Annotated in this window: 14 protein-coding genes; 6 read left to right on the top strand and 8 right to left on the bottom strand. The window is 67.6% G+C overall.

Annotated elements, in window-relative coordinates:
• Nucleotides 1-317: 317 nt before the first annotated feature.
• Both LUZ64_RS17385 and LUZ64_RS37165 read right to left on the bottom strand, forming a co-directional pair.
• Nucleotides 318-746 carry a hypothetical protein gene (locus LUZ64_RS17385; protein ID WP_095582246.1) on the bottom strand — a complete coding sequence of 143 codons (429 nt, stop codon included), beginning with the start codon at nucleotides 744-746 and terminating at the stop codon, nucleotides 318-320.
• Nucleotides 743-4,096 carry an ALF repeat-containing protein gene (locus LUZ64_RS37165; RefSeq protein WP_170116800.1) on the bottom strand — a complete coding sequence of 1,118 codons (3,354 nt, stop codon included), beginning with the start codon at nucleotides 4,094-4,096 and terminating at the stop codon, nucleotides 743-745. Before LUZ64_RS37165 ends, LUZ64_RS17385 begins: the two co-directional genes overlap by 4 nt.
• 471 nt (nucleotides 4,097-4,567) lie before the next feature.
• Here LUZ64_RS37165 and LUZ64_RS17370 point away from each other — a divergent pair, with 471 nt between their 5' ends.
• The 5 genes from LUZ64_RS17370 (at nucleotide 4,568) to LUZ64_RS17350 (ending at nucleotide 9,778) form a co-directional block, all read left to right on the top strand.
• Nucleotides 4,568-5,080, top strand: coding sequence for a hypothetical protein (locus LUZ64_RS17370; protein WP_232389817.1), 513 nt, complete (start codon nucleotides 4,568-4,570; stop codon nucleotides 5,078-5,080).
• Nucleotides 5,081-5,136: 56 nt separating this feature from the next.
• Nucleotides 5,137-5,907, top strand: coding sequence for a S1 family peptidase (locus LUZ64_RS17365; RefSeq protein WP_095582249.1), 771 nt, complete (start codon nucleotides 5,137-5,139; stop codon nucleotides 5,905-5,907).
• An 85-nt stretch (nucleotides 5,908-5,992) separates the two neighbouring features.
• Nucleotides 5,993-6,733, top strand: a complete 741-nt coding sequence (locus LUZ64_RS17360; protein WP_095582250.1) for a hypothetical protein — start codon at nucleotides 5,993-5,995, stop codon at nucleotides 6,731-6,733.
• Nucleotides 6,734-7,142: 409 nt separating this feature from the next.
• Nucleotides 7,143-8,294 carry a GDSL-type esterase/lipase family protein gene (locus tag LUZ64_RS17355; protein WP_232398583.1) on the top strand — a complete coding sequence of 384 codons (1,152 nt, stop codon included), beginning with the start codon at nucleotides 7,143-7,145 and terminating at the stop codon, nucleotides 8,292-8,294.
• Nucleotides 8,295-8,644: 350 nt separating this feature from the next.
• Nucleotides 8,645-9,778: an acyltransferase family protein gene (locus LUZ64_RS17350; protein ID WP_095582252.1), complete on the top strand. Its 1,134-nt coding sequence runs from the start codon at nucleotides 8,645-8,647 to the stop codon at nucleotides 9,776-9,778.
• 74 nt (nucleotides 9,779-9,852) lie between these two features.
• Here LUZ64_RS17350 and LUZ64_RS17345 read toward each other — a convergent pair whose 3' ends face one another.
• The 6 genes from LUZ64_RS17345 to ngcE all read right to left on the bottom strand — a co-directional run bounded on the left by LUZ64_RS17345 (nucleotide 9,853) and on the right by ngcE (nucleotide 15,302).
• Nucleotides 9,853-10,467, bottom strand: a complete 615-nt coding sequence (locus LUZ64_RS17345; RefSeq protein WP_095582253.1) for an ALF repeat-containing protein — start codon at nucleotides 10,465-10,467, stop codon at nucleotides 9,853-9,855.
• 62 nt (nucleotides 10,468-10,529) lie between these two features.
• Nucleotides 10,530-10,913: a DUF397 domain-containing protein gene (locus tag LUZ64_RS17340; RefSeq protein ID WP_232389819.1), complete on the bottom strand. Its 384-nt coding sequence runs from the start codon at nucleotides 10,911-10,913 to the stop codon at nucleotides 10,530-10,532.
• Complete coding sequence (locus tag LUZ64_RS17335; RefSeq protein ID WP_095581486.1) at nucleotides 10,910-11,758, bottom strand: helix-turn-helix domain-containing protein; 849 nt, start codon at nucleotides 11,756-11,758, stop codon at nucleotides 10,910-10,912. Before LUZ64_RS17335 ends, LUZ64_RS17340 begins: the two co-directional genes overlap by 4 nt.
• A 126-nt stretch (nucleotides 11,759-11,884) precedes the next feature.
• Entirely contained in the window at nucleotides 11,885-12,778 is an 894-nt protein-coding gene (locus LUZ64_RS17330) for a carbohydrate ABC transporter permease (protein ID WP_211305022.1), read from the bottom strand.
• Nucleotides 12,779-12,854: 76 nt separating this feature from the next.
• A complete protein-coding gene (locus LUZ64_RS17325) occupies nucleotides 12,855-13,772 on the bottom strand; it encodes a carbohydrate ABC transporter permease (RefSeq protein ID WP_095581487.1) in 918 nt (305 codons plus the stop codon).
• A 96-nt stretch (nucleotides 13,773-13,868) separates the two neighbouring features.
• Nucleotides 13,869-15,302 (bottom strand): N-acetylglucosamine/diacetylchitobiose ABC transporter substrate-binding protein, encoded by a 1,434-nt coding sequence (gene ngcE / locus LUZ64_RS17320; RefSeq protein WP_211305023.1) that lies wholly within the window; start codon nucleotides 15,300-15,302, stop codon nucleotides 13,869-13,871.
• A 626-nt stretch (nucleotides 15,303-15,928) separates the two neighbouring features.
• On the opposite strand from ngcE, the gene LUZ64_RS17315 reads away from it, so the two are divergent.
• The gene (locus LUZ64_RS17315; RefSeq protein ID WP_095581488.1) at nucleotides 15,929-19,834 is read left to right on the top strand and encodes a GH92 family glycosyl hydrolase; all 3,906 of its coding nucleotides are present in this window, start codon (nucleotides 15,929-15,931) and stop codon (nucleotides 19,832-19,834) included.
• Nucleotides 19,835-19,840: the final 6 nt, after the last annotated feature.

Raw genomic sequence — 19,840 nt, 5'->3', positions numbered from 1 at the left:
AACCGGACCACGACTCTGGGGCCGGCCATCCGTACAACATATGAACTCTAAGCTGAGCCGCCGGGGGGAGACGACGTCAAGGGCTTGAACCACATCGGGGGCATCGTAGAGGGCTCGCCCTCTCCCCAGGACATCAGCGGAGCCGTCTCCCCCACCGCTTCCACGTCGACTCGCTCCCTGCGGGCTTCCTGACGTTCCGCCACGAAGGCGCCCGTCGGAGAACCCCTGAGGCGGCGCCCATTTTTGGGACACCGCCTCAGGGGCCTTATTTACGACCGGAGGTATTGAACCTGACGGCAAGCTCCGAAATCAGCCCACTAGGAGGACTTCTTGAGGGGAAAAGTTTTTGCGGCGTCCTCGGAGATCACGACGTAGAGACCCCCTTGGGCAGCCTTACCCGCAACCCGCAGTCGCACCCATTTCTTCGAACCAAACACTTCGCCAAGCGTGAGGCCGATCTGCTGATCGCCCAGTTTGGGCTTCTTTTCCAGTTCCCATGTGCCGCTGCCAGTGAACCACTTGGTGGGCTTTTCACTCTCGAGCGAGAAGGCGGTTGGAACTTTCACGGCAGCGACAGAACCGTCTTCACGCAAGGTCACTCTTGCCCCTTGCTCGCCGGACCAAGACCCGACGAGATCGCTCGGCTGCGCCGAGCCGTCCTCGAATTCAGCCGAGCAGGAGCAGGTCCCAGCGCCGACGATCACCATGCAGCCGAGCACGGACAGCGGGATGGCGAGCCTCCTCATGAGACGTCCATTGTTTCGATCCAGGACGCCTCTTGCCACTTAGTCCTGAAGGGACCGCCGAGCCAGTTCGCGGTCGCATCGAGCGGATGGCCAACATATTTCTCCATGGACCTCCGAATCTTCGGATAGTGCGTCAAGGAGTTGATGTCCGTCTTATTCCTGATGGTGATTTTCACCTCCGCCTTCCCCCTTTGGGAATTCCGCGACACAACTTGGAATTCATAGTCGTACGAGCCGACGAAGGTTGACGTCTGCGTGCCGTACTTCCCATCCGTCCACCAACTTTGAATTTGCCCCGACAAGCCGAACGTCCTGACATAAAGGGCATCAGCACCAAATCGGAGAAAGCCCTCTTTTCCTACACTGTAGCCGTCATTGACTCCCCCATCACTATCGATTCCCTTGGCGATCTTTTCACGAATTGTATTCCTCACCGCATCCATCGAGTGATCCCCGCGAAGTTGCTTGGTGAATCGGTCGTCGGCACCGTAGTGGTGCGTCTCCTTACCGGTTCCGGTGATCCATTCGAGCCCGAGGATCCATGCGTCCGGCTCCCCGGTGGCCGCGACCGACAGCCGCATGTTCTCGAGCTGCCATCGTTCGATGTTCGACAACATGCCCTCGGACGCACGGGCCACCTCCGCCTGCGCCCGGCGCAGCGCCTCCGCCTCGGCCAGCTTGATCTCGTAGGCATGGATGGCACCCCGGTGGGCCTCCTCGGCCGCATCGGCGTCCTTGCCCGCGGCCTCGGCCGAGGCGCGGGCCGCACCGGCGGAAGCGTAGGCCTCCTGGGCTGAGCTGCTTGCCAGTTCAGCGGAGACCATGGCCCGTGTCGCGGAGTATTCGGCCTTGGCGGCGTCGTCCTCCGCTGCTGTCGCCGCGGCGTCGGCTGTCCGTGCGGACTTGGCGGCGTCGGCTGCCGATGCCTCGGCCTGGTTGGCGTAACCGTCGGCCTGGGCAGCGGACTTCTCCGCCACGCCGGCTGCCTTCAGGGCCTCGTCGGCATAGCGCTGGGCCTGGTCGGCCGCATCGTTGGCCTTGGCCGCGACGACGGCTGCCTCGGCGGCGTTCTTCTGCGCGGTGGCCGCGGTGCCGGCGGCTTCGGCGATGAGCTGCTGGACGAAGGCGACGTGAGTGGCGGTGAGGTGGTCGCCCCGGGCGGTCGCGTACTGCCCGACCTGGATGAACTCGTGGAGCGCCTCGTCCGTTCCCTGCAGGACGATCTTGGCCATGGCTTGCGTCTCGGGACCGCCGCTGCCCATCAGCTGCGTGGCGCGGATGCGGTCGTCAGTCACCTGCGCGGTGTACTGACCTTCCCGGAGGAAATCGACGAGCTTACCGGCCGAACCGTCCCTCAGCGCCGTCTGGGCGGCGCTCTTGAGCTCAGGGCCACCGCTGCCCATGATCTTGGTGACCTGCACCCGGTAGTCGGTCAACGCGGCTTCGTAGCCACCGGTGCGCAGGAACTCGCTGATCGTTTTCGCGTCCCCTTTGAGCGCCTCGGCGGCGGCCTTCCGTAGGCTTTCATACTCGCTGTCGACCGCGAGAACCTGGACCTGTGCCCGTTGGTCCTGCGCAGCGGCCTGCTGCCAACCGGTGCGCAGGTAGGACCGTACGGCTTCGTCGGAACCCGTGAGCGCCGTCTTGGCGGCCGCCTGGCTCCAGGGACCGCGAGTCTTCATCGCGAGGACGGCGACCTTGCGGCCCTTCGCTGCCACGTCCTTGGTGTCCGTGCCCGGCTTGGAGGCTTCGGCGGCCAGGCGCACGGCTTCCTCGTCAAGGTCCTTGGTGGCCTGCTTGGCTCGATCCGCGGCTTCCTTGTCCAGGGCCTGGGCAGTCTTCTCCGCCCTGGCCTGCTCGATGCCGGCAGCGGTCCTGGCCTTGAGGCCCTCGGCCTCGATCTTCGTGGCCACGTCGTGGACCTTCTTGGCCGTTTCGACCGCGTCGGTCGCCTGGTCGGCGGCGTCCTTCGCCGCCTTGGCGTGGTCGGTGGACTGCTTCGCGGCCGTGGCCGCCTCTCCGGCGTGCTTCGCGGCCTCTCTCGCGGCGGTCGCCGCCTTCCTGGCGTGCCCGGCAGCGCTGGTGGCGGCCGCGCGTGCCTCTCCCGCGGCGCTCGCGGCCGCGTAGGCGAGGTCCCGTGCCGCGGTGGCGGCCCGGCGCGACTCACGTGCATGGCTGCGGGCCGTAGCCGCCCAGCTCTTGGCGCGGGAGGCTTCGGCGCTCGCACCGCCGGCGTAACCGGCGGCCTCGTCCGCGGCATCCGCGGCAGCGTCGGCGTTGGAGCTGGCACCTGCGGCGGCATCGGCTGCCGCCCCGGCCTCCTTCGCGGCGATCTGCACCTGCTTGGCGGCCTCCGCGGAAGTGTCCGCCGCCTGCGCGGCCGCGTCGGCGTCCTCGGCGGCTTGGCGCGCGGCCGAAGCCATGCCGGCGTTCGTCGCCGCGCCGGCTGCCGCGTCGCGGGCCCGCGACGCGGCGGCAGCGGCGGCCGAAGCGGCTGCTGCGGCGTTGGCTGCGGCGCTCGCGGCCATTCGGGCGGCGTGGTTGGCGGCCTGAGCGGCTTCGATGGCTTCCTGCGCGGCACTGGCGGCGCCCTGGGCAGCGTCCGCCGCACGCCCCGCGGCGCCGGCGGCCCGGCCGGCGTCCTTGCCCGCCGCCTGGGTCTCCTCGGCGGCCTTCTTCGCCTGTTCCTTCGCCAGCTCGGAAGCCTTCACCGCGCGCTTGGAGGCGTCCTTGGCCGCCTCGGTCTGCTGCTTGGCGACGTCACCGGCGGTCTTGGCCCGCTGAGCCAACTGGGCGACGGTCGCCCGTTCCTGATCCCTGGAAAGGGCGACGTTCTGACCTACCGCCAGGAACTCGCGGATGTCGTCCGTCGAACCCCGCAGTGCCACCTTCGCGGCTTCCTTGGTCGCGGGGCCGCCCGCGCTCATGATCTGGGTGACCTTGAGCCGGTCGTCGTTGTCCCGGGTCGTGTGCCGGCCCGAGTCGAGAAACTTCCGCACGTCGTCGAGCGAGCCGCGCAGCGCGGTCTGGGCGGCCTCCTTGGTCGCGGGGCCGCCCGCTTCCATGATCTGCGTGGTGCGGATCCGCATGTCCGTCTCGAACGGGGCCCGCCAGCCGTCCTTGAGGAAGGCGCGCAGGTCCTCCCGCGAACCGGACAGTGCCTTGAAGGCCGCCTCACGGACGGTCACTCCGCCCGCGGTGAAGATCCGTGTCGCGTTGATGCGCTCGTCGCTGAGTTCGGCGAAGTCCTTCTCGCTGTCCAGGAACTTGCGCACGTCCTCGTCCGTGCCCAGGAGCGCGGCCTCGGCCGCGGCTTTGACCGAGGGGCCGCCTTTCGTCCACAGCTCCACGACGCGACCCCGGTCCGACGCGGCCGCGTCCTGCGCCGCTACGGCAGGGACCGCTCCGAGCAGGCCCACGAGGAGGGACAGGGGGAGCAAGGCAAGGCACAGCAGGCGTGTGCCAAATCCTTGTTTTCTCGCGGCTCCCGCCAAGGAGGATTTATATCTCACATCAGGCCTCTATCGCTAGTTACCTAACACCGGAATTCGGCGCCGCGAAGCATAGCCCTCTTGATCGGCTCCGGTGGGGTGGTGGCCGAAACCCTCCTGAAGGCGGAGCGAGGGGCACCACGAGAGAGTCTTTGTTCTGCGCATGACACTCCCTTACTAAAGGTAACCCTTTCCATTGAGGGGATTCACGGCTCTGCGATTGGTCAAGAAAAGGCAAAATCAAACGGCATGGTAGGTTTCTTGCCATTGGCTTTATCCTGCCATTACGCATAACCATTTTCGCTGCGTATTCCCTGGAAGGATTCTCTGGTGATATCTCGCGCACGCAGAAGTCTGCTCGCCGGCGTTATCGGAATCGTCTCCGTAATCGCCTCTGGCGCACCCTCTGTAGCTGCGGTCTCGGCCGGGACGGACGAGGCCCCGCTGCCCTCCGCCGTGGAGACCTTCGAGTACCCGAACGCTGCGAAGATCCTCAAGGAGCAGGGCATCGCGCTCCGCAAGGGCGACGGACACATCCTGCTGGCCGACTGCAGGGTGTCCAAGGACATCCAGGTGATGACCTCGATGGAACACCCGGGCCAGACCGAGCGTGGCCTCTACTGCTTCAAGGTCACCGGCAACGGGAAGGCCGGCTACCTCAGCCTGGAGATCCCCAAGGTCTACAACATCATGACCGGTGACGTAGCGGTTCGGGCCAACCTCATCGCCGAGGGACAGACCCAGACCGTCACGGTGGCCAAGAACGACGCCAAGGGTGTCGGAACAGCAGGCACCCCGCCGACCGCACCCACTGTCCTGGTCGAGCTCCGTGTGACCGGCTGATCGAAAGATCCTCCCCGGCCACCATCAGACCGCTCAGAACCAGACAGGAAACGTACATGTTCGCCAGACGTCCCCGCGCGGCCATGGCCGCTGGGCTCCTCGCCTCCACCGCCGTAGCCGGCCTGCTGACGGCCACTTCCGCCGACGCCGTCGTGGGCACGGCCGCCAAGGACGGCAGCTACGCCTTCACCGCCAAGCTCGACATCGGGGCCGGGCAGCGCAGTTGCTCGGCCGCGCTGATCGCGCAGCAGTGGCTGGTCACCGCCGCCAGCTGCTTCGCCGATAATCCGGCCCAGGGGTTCAAGGTCGCCGCGGGCACGCCCAAGCTGAAGACGACGGCCACCATCGGGCGCACCGACCTCACCCGCGATGCCGGAAGCGTCGTCAACGTCGTCGAACTCGTTCCGCGCGAGGACCGTGACCTGGTGCTGGCCCGCCTGGAGACCCCGGTCTCAGGCGTCGCCCCCATCGGAGTCGGCTTCAACGCTGTACTGCCGGGCGAGGACCTGTGGGCCTCCGGTTACGGGCGCACCAAGGACGAGTGGGTTCCCGACCGTCTGCACTACGCGAAGTTCACCGTCGGGTCGGTCAAGGGCGCCTCCCTCGGCCTCTCCGGCAAGTCCGACGACGCGGTGCTGTGCCAGGGCGACACCGGAGGCCCGGCCTTCCGGGACGTCGGCGGCCGCTACGAACTGGCCGGCATCCACAGCGCCTCCGGACAGGCCGGCTGCTTCGGCACCGACGAGGCCGAGACCCGCAAGGGCGCCACCGACACCCGCGTCGACGACATCGCCGGCTGGATCCAGACCACCACCGCCCCCCCGTGACCTTCTCCGGGGCAAGAAGTGGACCGATGCCAAGCACCTGGTCCCGGGCTACTTCACCGGCGGCGCGCCCGGCGGCAGCCGGCACATGGACCTCTTCGTCACCTGGGGCGACGGCTCGGCCAGCATCTTCCAGGGCGCCGACAACAACGACCCGAAGTACCCCTTCACCGCCGAGTACAAGGTCTCGGGGAGCGGCTGGAAGGGCGCCAAAACCGTCTCGGGCGGCAACTTCGCGGGCAGTGGCCCCGACGGCCTGATGGTCAGCTGGGAGTCGGGAGAGGTCACGTGGTTCTCCCACGTCAGCCAGAACGGGTTCAGCAAGGAAGAGCAGCTCAGGCCCGCCAACACGACCTGGAAGGAATACGCCAAGCTGACCGCCGTCGGCAAGTACACCGGCAACGCACTGCGTGATGACGTGCTGGTCGTCTGGCAGGACGGCTCCATTTCGCTCTTCCCCGACCTCGGCACGAACAAGCTGGCGGGCGAGATCCAGCTGCAGAAGGCGATGGCCGTCGGCACCTACATCGCACAGATCAGCGGGGGTGAGTTCACCGGCAAGGCGAACTCCGACCTCCTGATCCGCTGGAAAAACGGTGCAGCCAGCATCTTCCCGGGCGTGACTCCCTCCGCCAAGCCGTTCCACGACGAGATCGCGTTCCGCCTCCCCGATTCCGCGTGGAAGAACACCTTGTCGGTCACGGCAGGAGCCTTCGCCGCCAACAACCGTCCCGGCGACGTCCTGGTCCGCTGGAACGACGGCAACCTCGGCCTGTACCCGGCCGTCGACGCTGCGGGCACGCACGGCGAGGTCGACCTCCTCAACTAGGACGGTCATGCCGCCGGCTTCCGGAGTGGGGCTTGTCGTGGCTCGAGCCGCGACAAGCCCCTTGGCTGAACAGGCGTCGCCCCGGCCGGAATCCGTTGATTCCTTTTTCTTCGGAGGCGATGCATGGCAGAAAGACATTTCTTTGATCAAGAGATCTCACCCCCACTGCGGGGAGGCACGCCCCGGCGAGCATCGTCTGCCGGGCCGGCGGCGGCCGACGCCTCGCGTCTCGGCTCGACCGGCCGGACGCACCTTGGTCACGGTACTGACGCTCGGCGTACTGGCCGCGGGCTCTCAGCTCGCGTCCGCCGCCACCGCGACGCCGCCCGTACCTTCTCCAGACCCCCGAAGGGACAGTCGGCAAGCAGCGCCCCTGGCACCTCCCGCCGCCTTCGCGAAGAACTGGAAGGTGCCACGGCTCGCGGTGATGCCGCTGGGCGACTCGATCACTCATGGCGCCGGCAGCTCCAACGGCGCCGGCTATCGCGACGACCTGTGGAGTCAGCTGGCTCCGCACACGGGCAATCTGGACTTCGTGGGGTCCCTACGGAACGGCAAGCTGTCCGACCCCGACCATGAAGGACACTGGGGCTGGAAGATCGGCGGCCTGTCCGCCAACATCGACCGATGGCTTCCGGCGGCAAAGCCGAACACGGTACTGCTGCACATCGGTACCAACGACATGCACGACGACTACCAGGTGGACACGGCTCCCCGCCGCCTCGGGGAGCTCGTCGACAAAATCACGTCGGCAGCTCCCGACATGACCGTACTGGTCTCTTCTCTCGTTCCTTCCGCGGACGCCGGGACCCAGCAGCGGATCGAGAAGTTCAACGCCGTGATCCCGCAGCTGGTCGCGGAGCGCCAGGCCAAGGGCCGGCACGTCGGCTTCGTCGACATGGGCGCCGTCACCACGCAGGATCTCGATGACGACCTCCACCCCAAGGACAGCGGCTACGTCAAGATGGCGGACGCCTTCTCCAACGGCGTGGCCCGGGCAGCGGCCGACGGCTGGATCAAGCAGCGCGTAGATATCAAACCCGGGACGCCTTCTCGCAAGGCACCCCCCGGCGATTACCGGGTCGACATCAACGGTGACGGCAAGGCGGACTACCTCGTCGTTCAGAGCAACGGCGTCGTCAACGCCTGGATCAACAACGGCGGCACCAACCACGGCGGCTGGACCGAATACGGCACCTTCGCCACCGGCGTCGGCGAACCCGGAGACAAAGTCCGCTTCGCCGACATCAACGCCGACGGCAAAGCCGACTACCTCACCCTCCAGGACAACGGCGTCGTCAACGCCTGGATCAACAACGGCGGCACCAACCACGGCGGCTGGACCGAATACGGCACCTTCGCCACCGGCGTCGGCGAACCCGGAGACAAAGTCCGCTTCGCCGACATCAACGCCGACGGCAAAGCCGACTACCTCACCCTGCAAGACAACGGCGTCGTCAACGCCTGGATCAACAACGGCGGCACCAACCACGGCGGCTGGAGCGAACAAGGCACCTTCGCCACCGGCGTCGGCGAACCCGGGACCAAGGTTCGGATCTAGGCGTGTTTCGGGGAAGCAGCAGGGCGTCAGCGACCGGTCGCATGAGGCCGAACCTCACGCGGCCATGACGGGCTCTTGGTAAAGCTGTGACCGGAACATCTCGTGCAGTGACCATCGACCCTATAAGATGGGCGCTTCATGCTCATTCGTTCCACAGTCACGCCCGTTTTGGGCGGGCTCAGTCATACGCCGTACCACCCATGTTCCGGCCGCGCATACCGGCCGGAATGCCGGCGTTTCCACGGGCCCTGAAGATCGCACCTCCAGGGCCCGCCCCACGCCCTCGCAAGACCCTGGGACGCAACCGACGTCACAGGATTTCTCCTGCTCGTCACATGGAATAGCCGACAGTGAGTCTGATAACCCCCACCCCAACCAGCAGGCCGTCCGACAAACCCCCCACCTCGAGGGTTCGCCTGGACTCGCTCACAGGCCTGCGGTGGTACGCGGCGCTGTTCGTCGCCTGTTTTCACTTCGCCTATGAGGAGGCGTCCTCCGGCACCTCCCTGCACGTGTTCAGGCTGAAGGAGGTCGTCTATGCCGGCCCCTCGGCGGTGTCGTTCTTCTTCATCCTCTCCGGATTCGTGCTCGCCTGGTCGGCGCGGCCCCGCGACACCGTCACCGGATTCTGGCGGCGCCGCTTCGCGCGTATCTATCCCAGCCATCTGGTGACCTTCTGCCTCGCCGTGGTCACGATGGTCTGGATGGGTAAGGCCCTCGACCTTCGCATCGCCCTGGCGAACCTGACACTGACCCAGTCCTGGATACCCGACCGCAAGGACTGGTGGTTCAACTTCAACGGTGTCTCGTGGTCACTGAGCTGCGAGTTCCTCTTCTATCTGTCGTTTCCCCTGGTGATAAAGCTCGTCCGGCGGCTCTCCGACCGCGGGCTGTGGGCGACGGCGCTCGTGGGCAACCTGCTCGTCGCCCTGGCCCCGCTGTACATGAAGCCCGTCGAGCGGGCCTTCGACCTGGACCCGAAGTTCCTGCTCTACGTCTTCCCGCCGATGCGGCTCGTGGAATTCGTCATCGGCATCGCCGTCGCGCTACTCGTGAAGAAGGGCGCCTGGCGCGGCCCCGGACTGACCGCCGGCCTCGCCCTGGCCGTCCTGGCGGTCCTCGGACCGACCCACCTCCTGCCCTTCGACTTCCACTGGGCCGCCGTCACAGTCGTCCCGTACACCCTCACCATCGCCGCGGCCGCGCGCGCCGACGTCCGAGGAGAGCCTTCCCCCTTCAGGAATCGGATCAACGTGTACCTGGGCGAGGTCTCCTTCGCCTTCTACCTGGTGCACGAGATCGTCATCTTCAGCGTCGACCACTTCCTGAACACCCACCACCTCAAGATTCCCCTGGTCCTGCACCTGGGCCTGTTCCTGGCGGTGTCCTTCGTCGGCGCGGTGCTCGTGCACGAGTACGTAGAGAAGCCCGGCGTGAAGCTGCTGACCCGCAACCGGAAGAAGTCCCGGCCGATTACGGCCTGACAGAAAACGCACTTGGAGCCCCGACGGATCCGTCGGGGCTCCAAGTGCGCTTGTCCGGCCTTCAGCCCTAGGGCTTACTTGTCTTTCGCACGGGCCGTGTACTGGCCATCCGCAAGGAAAGCGACCCGATCCGCCAGAGTACCCTTCAAAGCCGCCTTGGCCGCTTCCTTCACCGCAGGACCCCCCTGGCTGAAGATCCGCGAGATCAGAACCCTGTTGTCCGTATCCCGTTCCTCGTACTGCCCCCGTTCAAGGAAGGCGACCCGGTCCTCCGGAGTTCCCTGCAAGGCCGCCTTACCGGCTGCCATCACCCCGGGCCCGCCCGACCAGACGATGACCCGCGAGACCTCAACCCTGTTGTCCGTGTCCCGAGCCTCGAACTGGCCCTCCTCGAGGAACTTCCTCATCTCAGCGGCAGTGCCCTTGAGCGCGGCATTACCAGCCTCCTTGACCGAAGGCCCTCCAAAACTGACGATGCGCTGGATCTCGCCTCTATCCTTCGCCGCCTGCTGATCCGCACCGGCAGGCTCTTCACCCTGCTGTCCGGCGACCTGGGCCGATCGAGCGGACGGGGCCGAGACCGCGGTGTCCGCGGAAGCCGACGAGACGAGCAGCACGGCCGGAGCAATGGCGCTCACCGTGACCATCGCGGCTATTCGAGATAATCTCACCTTGGTATCGCCTTCCATGAAATTCCATCTTCACGTTTCGGCTAAATTGTAGTGGCGATCGCATGCCATGATCCACTGAATTACTCCGGAATTTTCCTTGCGCGGAAGGCCGGTTCTTCCGTCCCGGCATCGACCCCCGTACGTACAGCCCGCAGGAACGCCACCCAAACCCCCCGCGACGGCGTCAGCACCGTCGCCGGCCGGTCGCTCTCCCGCAGGTGGAGGCGGCCGTCCGGGGTGACGGCCGCCTCCACGCATTCCGTGCCGCCGCCGCTGCCCGAGAAGGACGAGCGCTGCCAGGTGAGCGTCCCGTCGGGAGAATCCTCCGGGACGAGGGCGGGGGTGGGAGCGGGGGCGGGGACGGGGTCGGGGCCGGAAGCCTGAGCAGGGGGTCGAGCTGGGGGGCGAGCCGGGGACGGGGTCCGGGCGGGGGCGGCATCGCCGGGTCGCCCGGCGCGGTTCATGGTCCGACCGCCAGCTTTTTGATCATCTCCAGTGACGGGGCGGGGGCCAGGGCGGCGTCCCTCAGCGTGTCGAAGAGCGTCCGGTAGCGCTGGACGTCCTCGTCCTTCTCCAGGTAGGCCGCACCCGCCAGGCTGTCCATTATGACCACGTCCATCCCGGACGGGAGCAGCCCGTAGAGGACGAACGGGCCGTCCAGCCCACCGTGCACCCCCGCGCTGAACGGCATCACCCGGATCCGGGCCCGGCCGTCCTCCGCCAGGTCCGCGAGGTGGCGCAGCTGAGCCCGCATGACCTCGCGTCCGCCGACCTCGGCGCGCAGCACCGCCTCGTAGACGAGGGCCGTGAGTTCGGGGGCGTCCGGCTTGCCGAGGACGGCCTGGCGGGTGGTGCGGGCCTCGACGCAGCGTTCGGCCTCGGTCTCGTCGTAGTCGTGCCGGCCGCCGCGGAACAGCGCGCGCATGTAGTCGGCGGTCTGGAGGAGGCCCGGGACGAGGACCGTCTGCCACACCTGGACCGTGACGGCCTTCGCCTCCAGGTGCGCGAGGTCGGCGATGCCGGGGAGGGTGCTGCCGTAGTGGTTCCACCAGCCCTGCCGACGGCCCTCCTTGGCCATGTCCACCAGGGAATCGATCAGCTTCGGATCCGTCACCCCGTAGGCGCTCAGCAGCCCGCGGAGTTCGAACGGGCGGATCCCGTTGGTGCCCGTCTCGATCCGGCTGATCTTGGCCTGTCCGCACTCCAGCGCTTCCGCGGCGTCCTCGCCCGACATGCCCGCGGATTCTCTGAGCTTCCGCAGCTCCGCGCCGAGGCGCTTCTGGCGGATGGTGGGGGGCTTCTGCGGCATGACAATCCTCCCTTCCTTCGGGAGGAGAGTCTGCCTGCACCCGCTCCGCGAGCACAGTCACTCACAGGGGCGAAAGCCCTTGGAATTTATGCACTTACGATCGATTCGACCCGGGCGGACGGCTCCCTATTTCAGGGCCCCCGCCGTCAGCCCCGCCTGCACCTGCCGCTGGAAGACGATGTACGCCGCGAGCACCGGCAGCATGGCGATGACGAGCCCCGCGAAGAGGCCCGACCAGTCGCCCTTGTACCCCTGGCTGACGGCGAGCGCCACCAGCCCCTGGGGCAGCAGCTTCTTGTCCTCGTCGCCGACGTTCAGCACGGCCGGCAGGAGGTACTGGTTCCACTGGCCCAGGAAGTTGAAGATGCCCACGCTGATCAGGCCCGGCTTCGCCATCGGCAGCATCACCTGGAAGAAGGTCCGGGTGTGCGAGGCGCCGTCGATGACCGCCGCCTCGGCGACCGAGCTCGGCAGCGTACGGAAGAAGCCGCTCAGGAAGAAGATGGTGAACGGCAGCGAATAGGCGATGTAGACCAGGATCAGCCCGTGATAGGTGTCCAGCAGCTGCATGTTCTTCATGACGAAGAAGAGCGGGACCAGCGCCAGGATGACCGGGAAGCTCATCCCGCCCACGAAGAGGTAATAGATGAAGCGGTTGCCGGGGAATTCGAACCGGGCGAGCACATAGGCCGCCATGGACCCCAGCAGCATGGTCCCGAACAGCGAACCGGCCACCACGATCACCGAGTTGAGAAAATAGTCGCTCATGTGCGCCTGGGACCAGGCGCGCGACCAGTTGTCCAGGTGCAGGCTGGAGGGCAGCGCCCAGGGCGACGTGAAGATGGACTTGTCGTCCTTGAACGAGCTCATCACCGCCCACAGCAGTGGCAGGGTGACCATCAGCCCCCACAGGATCAGCACTCCGTGCGAGAAGACGTTGAGTACGCCTCCCTCGCTGCCCTGCCGCCCCTTGGGAGAGTCGACGCCCGGCAGCTCCCCGGGCCCTTCCTGCGCGGTCACGGTGCTACCCCCAGGGCCGAATGAAGAGTGATCGGGTACTCGTCGGTGCGCGGTCCGGCCGGACGCCGCGCGGCCATCAGAACTCCAGCCTCTCGCGCCTGCCCAGCTTCATCACCACACCCGCGAAGATCATGGTGACGATCAGCAGTGCCACGCCCAGCGTCGTCGCATATCCGGCCTGGCCGTCCCGGAACGCCTTCGTGTAGAGGAAATAGGCGAGCACTTCGGTGGAGTAGTCCGGCCCGCCGGGTCCCACGGTCATGATCTGGACGACGGCGAAACCGTCGAGCGCCATGATCCCCATATAGACCCAGCCGGTCTGCACCGTGTCCCACAGCAGCGGCAGTGTGATCCGGAAGAAGGTCTGGACGCGATTGGCGCCGTCGAGCAGCGCCGCCTCGTAGAAGTCCCGGGGGATCGAGCTCATGCCCGCGGAGAAGAGCACCACGTAGAAGCCGACGTTGCTCCACACCATCACCGCCATCACGCACCACAGCGCGAGCTGGGGGTCGCCCAGCCAGTCCGGCTGCACGGAGTCCAGGCCGATCGCCTTGAGGAAGGAGTTCAGGGCCCCGCTGTTGGGGTTGTAGGCGAACTGGAAGAGCAGCGCGACGATGGCGATGGAGAGGACCTGCGGGAAGAAGTAGACCACCTTGTAGAGGCCCGAGCCGCGGACCCCGGCGACCGCGGCGTTCTTCCGCCGGCGGCCGCCGACGTTGAGCATGAAGGCGAAGAACAGGCCGAGCCCCAGGGTCACCAGCGGAAGCACCAGCAGGAGCAGCACATTGTGACCCACCGACTTCCAGAAGATGTCGTCCTCGAACATCTTCCGGTAGTTGCCGAAGCCCACGACCTTGAAGTCGGAACTCAGCCCGGTCCAGTCCGTGAACGAGTAGTAGATGGCCTGGACGAACGGCGAGATCACGAACACCGCGTAGATCGCCAGGGGTACGGCCAGGAAACCCACGATGAAACGGTACTTACCGTGCTGCATTCTCACCGACCCCGATCTTCCACCGCCGGCTCCGTCGGCCCCACCGGCCCCTGGCACCGCGCCCGCTGACGCTCTGGTGCCCTGGTGCCCGCCGGCTCACTTGTGCTTGTACTTCTTGACGGAGTCGTCCTTGCGCGTGTCGTCCGCGAATTTCTGGATCTTGTTGATCGTCTCGTCGGGTGTCATGCGCCCGGCCATCATCTCGCCGAGCGCGGCCACGCCGATCTTCTCCTTCTGCAGGGCCGTGTACCAGTCCCCGATACGCGGATTGACCACGTTCTGCCCCGCCTTGGCGAGCGCTTCCTGGGAGGAGCTGAGCCCTGGGGGCAGTGTGATCCCCTCGGTGCCGCCGTTGAGGGACGTGAGCGAGGAGACCTGCTTGATGAAGTTCTGCGAGGACTTCTTTCCCAGCATGATGCGCAGCAGTTCCATGCCGCCCTGCGGGTTCTTGGCGTTCTTCGGCACGATGAACGGCTCGCCGCCCGCGGCCCAGAGGGTGCCGAACGGCATCTTGTCGCGCTTGGCGTCCAGACTGGAGGGTGCCCCGACGGTCATCTTGAAGTCGGCCGGGGTGGTCTGCTTCGACTCGTTCTCCACCCATGAGCCGTTGGGGATGAAGAGCACCTTCCCCTGGTTCCAGGCCGTCTGCGATTCGATATGGGTGAGACCCGGCGTTCCCCTGAGGATGTAGCCCTTCTTGTAGAGCTCGTAGTACGCCTCGAAGGCGGCCTTGACGGCCGGGTCCTTCCAGGCGTTCGGCTCCAGGTTGTCGATCCGGTCGAGGACCTCACGGCCGCCGATCTTGGCGATGAAGGGATAGAGACTGAACGGCAGGTAGTACGGGTACTTTCCCGGGTACGTCCAGCCCGCGACGCCCTTCTTCTTCGCCTTCTCGCACAGGGCGAGCATGTCGTCCCACGTCTCGGGGTATTGCGCGTCCAGCTTCTCCAGATTGGTCTTCGAATACCACACGCCGTACACGGTGTAGGCGTAGTAGAGGACCCAGGTCTCCTTGCCCTCGAACTGTCCCATCTCGACGACGCCCGGGCGCAGCGTGTCCCGGACCTTCTTCGACGGGTCGTCGGCGGACGGCGCGTCCAGCAGGGCGTTCAGATCGGTCAGCTGCTTCTTGCCGACGAGGGTTCCCAGATCCATCTGCTTGGCACCGGAGTTGTCGATCAGGTCGGGCGGGGTGCCGCCGTTGAAGCGGGGCTGGAGCTGGGTCTGGATCTCCTGCGTCGCCGCGTGCTTGATCGTGGCCTTGGGGTACGCCGCCTTGTACTCGGCCTCGGCGTCCTTGGCGTACTGCTGGCCGAAGCCCCCGTCGAAGATGACGACGTCGAGCTGTGCCGAATCGTTGACCGCGAGCGGGTTCTTCTCGCTCTTCGTTCCCTTGTCGACCTTGTTGTCGTCACCGTCGCCACCCGAAGCGCAGGCGCTCAGCACGCTCATCGTCGGCACCGCGATCAGACCGAGTGCGGTGGCTCTCTTGATCAGGTCGCGCCGGCCGAATTCCCCTGTGGTTCCCATGCTCAAGTCCTCGCCTTCTCCAGGACTCAGGCGGTGCACCGGTACTCCCCTTGTTCACAAGAGTTACGAAGGGCCCGACACCGCGGGTCAGTTGAAGCTTGGTGTGCTGGGTGTGCTGGGTGTGCGCCGGGATCGGTGACGCTCGCGCGCGGTGTGCCCGTCCACCGCCGGCCCCGGACCCGTCACGTCGGCTCGCGGCCGCCGCGGACGTGCGACAGGTATAGTCCACTCTCCATCAACTGGGCAAGATCGGGAGCGTCTTTACCCCTCAGTCTTTCCCTAGTTGAGACCTCTCCACAAGCGGTCTTCATAAGCGACCCCCGCATCCCCGCATCCCCGCACCCCGCGTCCCGCGTCCCGCGTCCCCGCGAGCGATCCCCATGAGCGACCGCCGCGAGCGATCCGCGCGGGAGCAGGCCCGTGACCGATCCCCCGAGCAAGCCCCGCGACCGTCCCGTCGAGCGAACGCGCCGCCCCCGACGGCTCCCCCGGTCACCGCCCGGGCCCACAAGGCTCCCGCCGCGCGACACCAACATCGGAACCCTTGACACCACTGACGCCTCACGCACTACTTATCTTTGCGCGACACAGGTGACAACGTTGTCAGTTTCCTTGGGAGGCATGGCATGCGGCACGGACAGCGACACCGGCCTCCGGGCCGGTCCGGACACCGCCGGCGTAACCTCACGCGCTCCCTGGCGCTGCTCGCCGCCACCCTGGTGGTGACGGCCACTCAGAGCGCCCAAGGGGCCCCGGCCGTGACCGCTTCGGCCGTTCGGGGCAGCGCCCCCGCCGAGCGGTTCTCCTCCTCCTTCGAAGCGGGCGAGCCCCGGCCCGACTGGACCGACACCGTCGAGACCGACGCCGCCGGACGCAAGCGCTCCACCGGGGTCGACGGCCAGGACACGAGCGGCATCCCCGGCAGCGTCATGGACCGCGTCGGCGCCGTCCGGGCGAGCGGCGAGAACAGCGGGGCGGGCGAGACCAAGGAGAACCTGGTCGACGGCGAGCCCACCACGAAGTGGCTCTCCTTCGAGCGGACGCCCTGGCTGGAACTGGATGTCTCCGAACCCGTCCGGACCGTGCGGTACGCGCTCACCTCCGCCAACGACGCCCCCGCCCGCGATCCCCGGGACTGGACGCTCCAGGGCTCCCAGGACGGCCGCACCTGGACCGCCCTGGACACCCGTAAGGACGAGAGCTTCGAAAAGCGCCTCCAGACACGGGAGTTCGCCTTCACCAACACCGCCCCCTACCGCCACTACCGGCTCGACATAGCCCGCAACGGCGGCGCCGACCTCACCCAGCTGGCCGAGATCCAGCTGGCGACCGAGGACACCGGTGTCCCGCCGCCCTCCGACATGCGCAGCCGGGTCGACCGGGGCCCCACGGGCTCCCCCACCGCCAAGGCGCGCGTCGGCTTCACCGGCACCCACTCCCTGCGCTACGGGGGCTCCCACCGGGCGACCGGCCGGGGCTACTCGTACAACAAGGTCTTCGATGTGAACGTCCGGGTCACCGACCGGACCCGGCTGGCGTACAAGGTCTTCCCCTCGATGCCGGAGCCGGACGCGCGCTATCCCGCCACCCACGTCGCGGTGGACCTCGCCTTCACGGACGGCACCTATCTGAGTGACCTCGACGCCGTCGACCAGTACGGCGCGCCCCTCACCCCGCGCGGACAGGCCGAGGCGAAGACGCTCTACGCCAACCAGTGGAACAACCGGGAGTCGCCCGTCGGCGCCGTCGCCGCGGGAAAGACCGTCGACCGCGTGCTGATCGCCTACGACGCGCCCACCGGCCCGGCGAAGTTCCGCGGCTGGGTCGACGACATCGCGCTCGCCCCCGCGCCCGCCGAGCGCCCGCCGGCCCATCCGGCGGACCACGCGCTCACCACCCGCGGCACCCACTCCAGCTCCGGCTTCTCCCGGGGCAACACCTTCCCCGCCACCGCCGTCCCGCACGGCTTCAACTTCTGGACCCCGGTCACCAACGCCGGCTCGACCGACTGGCTCTACCAGTACGCGGCCGGCAACAACGCCGACAACCTCCCCACCCTCCAGGCGCTCGCCGCGAGCCATGAGCCCAGCCCCTGGATGGGCGACCGGCAGACCTTCCAGATCATGCCGTCGGCCGCCTCCGGCACCCCGCCCGCCGGGCGCGCGGCCCGTGCCCTGCCCTTCCGCCACGCCGACGAGACCGCGCGACCGCACTACTACGGCGTCACCTTCACCAACGGCCTCAAGGCCGAGATCGCGCCCACCGACCACGCCGCGATGATGCGCTTCACCTATCCGGGCGAGGACGCGAGCGTCGTCTTCGACAACGTCAGGAACCAGGGCGGGCTGACGCTCGACCCCGAGCACGGCGTGCTCACCGGCTGGTCCGATGTGAAGACCGGCCTGTCCGTCGGCGCCGGCCGGCTCTACGTCTACGGCGTGGTCGACGCGCCGGTCATCGCGAGCGGCAAGCTCAAGGGCGACCACGGCGGCCAGGACGTCTCCGGCTATCTGAGCTTCCGGCCCGGCCGGGACCGTAGCGTCACACTGCGGATCGCGACCTCCCTCATGGGCGTCGACCAGGCGAAGGCCAACCTCGACCAGGAGATCCCGGAGGGCACCTCCTTCGGGCGCGTCCACGACCGGGCCCGCGCCGCGTGGGACGAGGTCCTCGGGCGCGTCGAGGTCGAGGGCGCGAGCCGGGACCAGCTCACCACCCTCTACTCCAGCCTCTACCGGCTCTACCTGTATCCCAACTCCGGCTTCGAGAACACGGGCACCAGGAGCCGCCCGCGGCAGCGCTACGCCAGCCCCTTCTCCGCGCCCGTCGGCGAGACCACCCCGACCCGTACCGGCGCGAAGATCGTCGACGGCGAGGTCTACGTCAACAACGGCTTCTGGGACACCTACCGCACCACCTGGCCCGCCTACTCCCTCCTCTCCCCCAAGGGCGCGGGCCGGCTCGTCGACGGCTTCGTCCAGCAGTACAAGGACGGCGGCTGGATCTCCCGCTGGTCCTCCCCCGGCTACGCCGATCTGATGACCGGCACCAGCTCGGACGTCGCCTTCGCGGACGCCTACGCCAAGGGGGTCGACTTCGACGCCGAGGCCGCCTACGAGGCCGCGCTCAAGAACGCCACGGTCGCGCCCACGGATCCGGGCGTCGGCCGCAAGGGAATGGAGACCTCCGTCTTCCTGGGCTACACGAGCACCGCCACCCGCGAGGGCATGTCCTGGGCGCTGGAGGGCTATCTCAACGACTTCGGGCTGGCCCGGATGGGCGAGGCGCTGCACGAAAGGACCCACAAGGCCCGCTATAAGGAGGAGTCTTCCTATTTCCTGAACCGCGCCCGGAACTACGTGAAGCTCTTCGACTCCCGGATCGGCTTCTTCCAGGGCAAGGACGCCTCCGGCGGCTGGCGGCTCACGCCCGAGCGGTACGACCCCCGCGTCTGGGGTCACGACTACACCGAGACCAACGGCTGGAACTTCGCGTTCCACGCGCCGCAGGACACCCGGGGCCTGGCGAACCTCTACGGCGGCCGGGCCGGCCTGGCCAAGAAGCTCGACACGTTCTTCACCACCCCCGAGACGGGCACGCCGGAGTTCGCCGGCTCGTACGGCGGCGTCATCCACGAGATGACGGAGGCCCGGGACGTCCGCATGGGCATGTACGGCCACAGCAACCAGGTCTCGCACCACATCGCCTATCTGTACGACGCGGCCGGGCAGCCGTGGAAGACCCAGGCGAAGGTCCGTGAGGTGCTGTCCCGGCTCTACCTCGGCAGCGAGATCGGCCAGGGGTACCCGGGCGACGAGGACAACGGCGAGATGTCGGCCTGGTACCTCTTCAGCGCCCTCGGCTTCTACCCGCTGGTGATGGGCGGCGGTGAGTACGCCATCGGGTCGCCGCTGTTCACCAAGGCCACCGTCCATCTGGACAACGGCCGCGACATCGTGGTGAAGGCCCCGCGCAACAGCGCCCGGAACGTCTACGTCCAGGGGCTGCGGGTCAACGGCGAGAAATGGGACTCGACGGCTCTCCCGCACTCCGCGGTGGCCGACGGCGGGACCCTGGAGTTCGCCATGGGCCCCCGGCCCTCGGACTGGGGCAGCGGCCGCGACGCCGGCCCCTCGTCCCTCACCCACGACGACAAGGTGCCCGCGCCCCGGACCGATGTGACCGCGCAGGGTGGCTCGCCGCTGACGGACGACACCTCGGCCACACAGGCGTCCTTCACCACGGCCGCCCTGGAGGTGCCGTCGGCCGCGCGGGTCGGCTCGTACACCCTCACCTCGGCCGAGCGGGCGAAGGCGCCGGACGGCTGGGTGCTGGAGGGCTCGGCGGACGGCACCACCTGGACGGAGGTCGACCGGAGGGTCGGCGAGTCCTTCTCCTGGGACCGCCAGACCCGGGTCTTCGGGGTGCGGCACCCGGGCGCGTACCGCCACTACCGGCTGACGGCGGGGTCCGGAGGGGGCGGTGAGGGCACCCTGGCCGAGATCGAACTATTGGGGACATCTTCCCCATAAACGTGA

It is taken from the genome of Streptomyces albireticuli (assembly GCF_021228125.1).
Classification (GTDB): Bacteria; Actinomycetota; Actinomycetes; order Streptomycetales; family Streptomycetaceae; genus Streptomyces; species Streptomyces albireticuli.
This window is presented reverse-complemented; position numbering and strand designations above follow the sequence as displayed.

What these genes read in the sequence shown, in the direction of transcription:
- LUZ64_RS17360 (WP_095582250.1), top strand. Translation starts at nt 5,993, where the DNA reads ATGGACCTCTTCGTCACCTGGGGCGACGGCTCGGCCAGCATCTTCCAG.
- LUZ64_RS17315 (WP_095581488.1), top strand. Translation starts at nt 15,929, where the DNA reads ATGCGGCACGGACAGCGACACCGGCCTCCGGGCCGGTCCGGACACCGC.
- LUZ64_RS17340 (WP_232389819.1), bottom strand. Translation starts at nt 10,913, where the DNA reads ATGAACCGCGCCGGGCGACCCGGCGATGCCGCCCCCGCCCGGACCCCG.
- LUZ64_RS17335 (WP_095581486.1), bottom strand. Translation starts at nt 11,758, where the DNA reads ATGCCGCAGAAGCCCCCCACCATCCGCCAGAAGCGCCTCGGCGCGGAG.
- LUZ64_RS17345 (WP_095582253.1), bottom strand. Translation starts at nt 10,467, where the DNA reads ATGGAAGGCGATACCAAGGTGAGATTATCTCGAATAGCCGCGATGGTC.
- LUZ64_RS17365 (WP_095582249.1), top strand. Translation starts at nt 5,137, where the DNA reads ATGTTCGCCAGACGTCCCCGCGCGGCCATGGCCGCTGGGCTCCTCGCC.
- ngcE (WP_211305023.1), bottom strand. Translation starts at nt 15,302, where the DNA reads ATGGGAACCACAGGGGAATTCGGCCGGCGCGACCTGATCAAGAGAGCC.
- LUZ64_RS17325 (WP_095581487.1), bottom strand. Translation starts at nt 13,772, where the DNA reads ATGCAGCACGGTAAGTACCGTTTCATCGTGGGTTTCCTGGCCGTACCC.
- LUZ64_RS17385 (WP_095582246.1), bottom strand. Translation starts at nt 746, where the DNA reads ATGAGGAGGCTCGCCATCCCGCTGTCCGTGCTCGGCTGCATGGTGATC.